Annotated in this window: 4 protein-coding genes; 3 read left to right on the forward strand and 1 reads right to left on the reverse strand. The window is 57.0% G+C overall.

Annotated elements, in window-relative coordinates; all coding sequences use genetic code 11:
* Positions 1–102 precede the first annotated feature (102 nt).
* The 3 genes from C1D09_RS26540 (at position 103) to C1D09_RS26555 (ending at position 3,862) form a co-directional block, all read left to right on the forward strand.
* Entirely contained in the window at positions 103–477 is a 375-nt protein-coding gene (locus C1D09_RS26540) for a hypothetical protein (protein WP_143977023.1), read from the forward strand.
* Between the two features lie 1,120 nt (positions 478–1,597).
* Positions 1,598–2,707 (forward strand): histidinol-phosphate transaminase, encoded by a 1,110-nt coding sequence (gene hisC / locus C1D09_RS26550; protein ID WP_143977024.1) that lies wholly within the window; start codon positions 1,598–1,600, stop codon positions 2,705–2,707.
* A gap of 126 nt (positions 2,708–2,833) precedes the next feature.
* Positions 2,834–3,862 carry an LLM class flavin-dependent oxidoreductase gene (locus tag C1D09_RS26555; RefSeq protein ID WP_143977025.1) on the forward strand — a complete coding sequence of 343 codons (1,029 nt, stop codon included), beginning with the start codon at positions 2,834–2,836 and terminating at the stop codon, positions 3,860–3,862.
* 261 nt (positions 3,863–4,123) lie between these two features.
* On the opposite strand, the gene C1D09_RS26560 is transcribed toward C1D09_RS26555, so the two are convergent.
* Positions 4,124–4,803: hydroxymethylpyrimidine/phosphomethylpyrimidine kinase (locus C1D09_RS26560; protein WP_143977026.1), on the reverse strand; the 680-nt coding region annotated here is incomplete at its 5' end.

Consider the following 4,803-nt stretch of genomic DNA (forward strand, 5'->3'; position numbering starts at 1 on the left):
CATCGACATCGAGGCCAACGAGCTAGTTCGGCGGGAAATCTTCCTGGCGGGCTCCGTCGAATGCTTAGCATCTCGACAGCTTTGGCGGCTGGACCTCGTATCATGCCGCTGGGCGAGCCACTGGCCGGCTTAAACGCGACCGAAAAAGCCGAGGTCGCCGACAAGATCGAGATGCTTAGGCCGACAATGTTTCAATTCTACTGGTCGAGCACGACGATCCGTGATGCGTCTTTGCGACCGGATCGATCCTCGAGAAGTGAGCTGCGCAACACTTCCGATCCGAAGCATCTCGCGCGCTGGCGCTCGGAATGGCCCTACCGGCCCGAGATGTGTCTCGCCTGGCAGCCGCCGCCTCAAACCATCGTTGATTTGCAGATCCTTGGCGCGCTGTGCAATTTGGCGGACCATGTATCGATCAATGGAGCGGATCAGCTTGCTTCTAATGGCCGCCGTTTGCTTTTCGGGCGTCGCACCTGATTTCCTTCAAAAAGAGATGCAAGAAGCGTTCGATCCGGCACTGACCCTTAAGCGGGGGGCTGGTTTGAGTCGATGCCGGACCGAACCGTCTCAGGGCAACGCCGGCTTTCTGGTGGCAGATTGCCACCACGTCGCGGCTAAAACGTGGCGATAATGTGATACGGAATCACCGATTCCAACACGCACTTCGAAAATGTGACCTAGACGTTTGGGAAACGGCGCAGCGCAGCTGGTCCGGGACAGGGGGCCATCAGCCGCTCCGCGAGGTGGGCAAAGGTCAAGACCTTGTCGCGATTGTGATGAAATCACGCCGGAGTCGCGGTCGGCCCTCGTAGATGACATCGTCGCAATGGCGGTCGCCACGCCACTGGCGCCAGCTTTGCCAGGAGCTGATTAGACTGATGGCCCGGGCCATCAGCACCGGCACCGCGGGGACGCCGGGTAGACATTCTGCCGTTCGATATCATCTACCGGAGGTATATGAAACTGATGGAATTCTATCATGAGCGCAGAGTTTCCTTTCGCGGATGAAAGAAAGCTCGATTGACTCGCCCGCCCCATTCCGGTCTCGTGAATCAACGTGCGGTTGCGGCCTGCAGAAGTCAGTCGACGGACGCGATTCATGAAAGGAAACCCATGGCCAGGCATCACACCGCTGTGCACTCGACACGTCGCGGCGCCCCGACTTACGCCCAGGGCGTTTTTCGCGCTTGCCTGTGACCGGTCAAAATCCGCGGTGCGAGTATGTCAAATCGCGAGCGTGTCATCGCGGCCGTGGAGAGATGTGGCTCGGTGCAGGCAAAGGCGGCGCCTGCTTGGACTGACGCCGCGCCAGATTGGATACCCGCTGAGGAAATACGGCATCAGATCAAGCGTCCTTGAAAGGCCGACCGAAGCAAATATCAGGGACAAATCAAGCGTTGGAGGTTGGCGGAGCCTTGGCCCGATGACGAGTGGATGCGGACCTGAGCGTCGGGCCAATCCGACCCGGGAGGACAGCCCGCCCGACCTCACGGGGTCAATGTGCTGACAACGGCGGTGTGAACGAACCGTCGGTCGGCCATGTGCTTTAGACCATCGTTCATCCCGGATTCCCTCTGCGACTGAAACGGAGAAAAACATGTCCGATGCAAAACTTCAGAGTGTGCTTTCGTCTCTTTCGCAAGTGGCGAGACAGTTAGATGCTCTGCCATCCGATAGACCAGCGCCGGGTTCAAGTTGGGTAAAACTAAACACGAATGAGAACCCGTTCCCGCTTCCAGCAATCATAATGCAAAGCGCGATTGCAGCTCTCGAACGGCAGTATCTATATCCAGAAGACGATAACATCAGCTTGAGGGAAGCAGCCGCCAATGCCTACAGCGTCTCCATGGATCAGGTGATCGCCGGCAACGGATCGTCTGAATTGCTTGGACTTGTCTACAGAGCTTTCCTTGCCCCGGGGGATAGCGTGGCGATGATGTCGCCAGGGTTTTCGTTCAACCGCAAACTTGCAACGTTGCAGGGTGCTCAATTTGTCGAAATCAAATTTAGCGAAGATCATTCTTTGCCGATGGAGCAATTGCTCTTCGGTCCTGCAAAGGACGCCAAGTTCATTCTGTTAGCCAATCCGAACAATCCGACCGGAACGTTCGTTCCGGTGGCCGATATCGAACGCCTGGTAGCGAAATCGGACCGCTTGATCGTGCTGGATGAGGCCTACGTCGACTTTGCACCCGAGAATGGTCTACGCCTCATCAATCGCTATTCGAACCTTCTGGTCTTAAGGACATTTTCGAAAAGCTATGCTGCCGCCGGCGTTCGCGTCGGTTTCGGTTTCGGTCACCCTGAAATTATCGGCAGGCTACGCAACATCCAGAACGTCTTCAACATGAATGTGATCGGGCAGGCGGTTGGTATCAGCGTCCTTGCGCACCGCGCCGCCTATGCAGACAACCACAGACACATCAGGCATGAACGACGGCGAGTGACGCTCGCGCTCTCGCAACTTGGATTTTCCGTAATCCCTTCCCACGCAAACTTCTTGCTTGCCCGCGTGCCAACGGGACAGGACGGCTCATGGTGGCAATCAGCCTTTGCAAGGCAAAAAATACTTGTTGCCGTCTTTCCCGATAAAGGTTTGGAAAATTACATCCGCGTCAGCATCGGTACAAAAGAGCAAATGGATGCGTTTCTTCGTGCCGCTAGTCGTATTAGTCGAATATTGAATATGTCAAGGCCCCCGCATTAGGTTGCTAAGGCTCTGCTTTAGCATTTCTCAGGCAATAATCCGAGCGATTACACAAGCGAGAAATCTTGAAATTGCTTGGAATACGCAAGCAACCGGACTAGTTGCGTCAAAAATGGAGACAATATCATGAATAAGGCCTTTCCTTCAGGCCTAGCTGTCGGCATCTTCGATCATCTGGACGAGGACGGCCTCGATATCGCCCGACAGTACGAAGATCGCCTGATGTTAGCGGAGGCGTGCGATCACCTTGGGTTCTATGCATATCATCTCGCGGAGCACCATTGTACCCCACATGGGAGAGGTCCATCACCGAATCTGTTCTTGTCGAGCGTAGCCCAGCGAACCCGGCGCCTTCGTGTCGGCCCGTTGGTAATGCTGCTTGCCCTCTATCATCCGCTACGTGCGTTCGAAGAGATCTGTATGCTGGACCAATTGAGCGGTGGCAGGCTCGAACTTGGGATAGGGCGCGGCTCGCTCCCGATCGAATTGGGTTACTTCGGGATTGGCTCGGACGCGGCGCCAAACCACTATGCGGAAGCCAGCGAAATTCTTATCAATGCGCTGAAGGGTGGCACGCTATCCTATCAAGGTCGCCATTTTGAGTTGAACAGCGTTCCGCTGACGCTAAGAACTCATCAGCGTCCACATCCGCCGACTTGGATCGCCACCAATCGACCGGAATCGGCAGTCTGGGCCGCTGCGAATGGCGTGAACATCGCGTGCGTGGGACCTTCCTCTTCCGTTCGAAGAATCACTGATGCCTTCCGCGCCGGTCGAGAGCACACCAGTGAGGCGGACGACCAAGCGCCATTTCTTGGATTGCTCCGAATGGTCGTGATTGGGCGTTCTGAAACAGATGCACGTTCACTCGCTGCACCTGCTTACGAACGGTGGCTCAAGAGCTTTAAATTCCTTTATGATCTCAATGGCATGCCGACTCCACCAAACCTGCCGCTGAGCTTCGATGCAGCAATCGAGAAGGAATTGTGCGTGGTAGGAACGGCAGCTTCTGCGGGACAAGCTCTTCTTGATCAGCTGGAAGCGGCAGGTGCAAACTACCTCCTTTGTCAACCGGCGTTTGGGGATCTGTCGTTAGATGCTTCCCTATATACCGCAACGGCGATTCAATCCGCAATTATGGCTCGAGTTGGCTAACCCCGGTTCGAACGTTCGCCCACCCAACAACGTGCCAAGCGGCATGCGGTCGCTAGCGACGACTAGGTGCGGGTTTCGGATGACCCATCAACCGGTTGGCACAGAGGCATGCGGCTTCCTCCTCAAAGCGGCGTGTTGTTGATAGGCGAAAGCGACCGTGTATGCCGCATTCTCACCCCTCGGATAGGGCCTTCATGTCCTAGGAGTAGACCCACGATCGCCTGCCAGACTTGATCGGAGCGTTGGATACGTTCGGCCCGATCAGCCTCTCGGCCCGATGTCCTTCGATCCGGCAAGCGCATCGAAAACATGTTGCTTGGCTTGGCGCACGCTCGCTTCCAGCGACGCTCCAAGAGCAAGCGAGGCGGCGATTGCGCTGGCCATCATGCAACCCGTTCCGCGCATCCCTCGCGGCAAGCGGGGCGCCTCGAACCGAACTGCAGGTTGGTTCGGCTGCAAAAGCACGTCGACGCAACGGGTTCCTTGTGCATGGCCGCCCTTGACGAGTACGGCGGTCCTCACCGTCCTCGATAGCTCTTCAGCCTGACGACAAGCCCCTTCTTCGTCCGCGGCGGGTGACGAGCCGGTAAACGCAGCCAGCTCGACCAGGTTAGGCGTTACAAGCCGGCAGATCGGCATCAGATCGTGGCGCAGCATATTAATGGCATCGTCCGCCAGCAGATTGCGTCCCGAGGTAGAGGCCAGGACCGGGTCGAGTACCACAGGCACTTGGCGGTTGACCAAAACAGCGCCGACTGCCTCAACAGCCGCCGATGTCCCAATCATGCCTATCTTGACGGCCGCGACAGCGTTGGCAGCGAACGCGGCGCGCATCTGAGCGGCGACAAGCTCCGACGGCACAAGCTTGACGTGCTCGACAGCCGAGTGCGTCTGGACTGTCACGGCGGTGACGGCAAGACAACTGCGCAGCCCGAAGGCGG

The organism is Mesorhizobium intechi, assembly GCF_002879535.1.
Classification (GTDB): Bacteria; Pseudomonadota; Alphaproteobacteria; order Rhizobiales; family Rhizobiaceae; genus Mesorhizobium; species Mesorhizobium intechi.